The organism is Microbacterium sp. Bi128, assembly GCF_918698205.1.
Map to the genome: position 1 here is coordinate 1 of NZ_CAKKMM010001364.1, position 1,367 is coordinate 1,367.

A 1,367-nucleotide genomic window follows, 5' to 3' on the forward strand; every position below is an offset into this window, starting at 1 on the left:
AGGTTAAGCGTGTTCGATTGGTTGGCCATGGCGTCACAGATGTCGGACAGGAATGATTCGAACACGCCATTGCCGCTGCACCGGGCGATGGTCACGTGGAACTCGGTGTTCAAAAGCACCCACTGCTGGAGATCGTCCTCCTCGGACATTTCCCGGAGGATTTCCCGAAGGGCCTCCAGGTCTTCGTTGCTGCGGCGTTGGGCGGCGAGGCCCGCGGCCGGCACTTCCACGTGGGGGCGGGCTTCCACGAGGGCGCTGGCCGAATATTTGCCGAGTTTGAGGTCCTGGGCCACCTTGTCAGCGATGACGAACGTGCCTTTACCCGTGTGGGTGGCCGTCAGTCCCAACGCGGTGCAGGAACGCAGCGCCTCCCTGACCATCGTGCGGCTCACGCCGTACTGTTTGGCCAGCGATGCCTCTGAGTCCAGGCGGGTGCCGACAGGGATCTTGCCGCCTTCGATTGCGCTGCGGAGGGATGCGAAGACCGCTTCGGCCGCGCCGACGCGTACCACTCGATCTTGCGCAGCTGTCCAGCTGTCCAACAGGTCCATACGAAGACTATGGCACTTGTCACACTGCCCGTCAAGGAAGTCTCGAATATGTCGTGACGGGGGCGGCCTCACTCGCCACGTGTGGCCGATGGGGAGCGGCGTTTTTTAGCCGAGTTGCTGCGGTTGCTGGTGGTCGCCGGCGAAATGTGTCGGGTGCGGCTGGTGATTGCGATGCTTTGAGCTGGCCATTTTGCGGTGTGTACAAAGTACACACATTGGGCTTCGGACCGGGCCGTACCGGTGTCGGATCGGACAGAATTCCGCATGTTTCCGCGGGAGCCCAGTGATTGCGAGGGCAGGAATGCAGTTCGAGTCCCACCTCGGGCACGTGTTTTCCCTGTTCAGGGGCTTGTAGCCGCTGAATGTGTCCAAATCTCCTTTATAGGCCCCGGCGGGGGCCCATTTTTGTTGGTGTCTGGCGCGGTCTGGTAGATGTGGCACGAGGTCGTTCTCCGGTGTTCATCGTCTCGATCCATCCGAACGGATGGAGCCGACGCGGATTCTCAACACAATCACCTGGACCGCTTGGGCAAGTCCGGCCTCCACGAACCTTAAGCCGTCAGCGCGTGCCGGCCGCATGGACGGCCGCGGCTGGCTGGCCCTGCCGTGACTGGCTCCACGCCATCCAGCTACCCGATGCGGCCATGAGCATGGCACCGGCCGGTTGTGTCGGAAGGCTGCTGCCCGTGGTCGCCTGCCCCAGCACGACGCCGAGGAGGTAGAACAGTACGGCGCCGGCAATCCATAGCGCCCCGGCCCAACGGGGGAGCGTCCGGGACTGCCAGACCGCGACTCCAAGCAAGACGTTGCCCACGA

General features: G+C 63.1%; 2 protein-coding genes. Both read right to left on the reverse strand.

What is annotated here, in order from left to right:
• Positions 1-551: FadR/GntR family transcriptional regulator (locus tag LQV45_RS32830; protein WP_230011830.1), on the reverse strand; the 551-nt coding region annotated here is incomplete at its 3' end.
• A gap of 559 nt (positions 552-1,110) precedes the next feature.
• Positions 1,111-1,367, reverse strand: a 257-nt coding sequence (locus LQV45_RS32835; RefSeq protein WP_230011833.1) for a hypothetical protein, incomplete at its 5' end; no start/stop codon positions are given.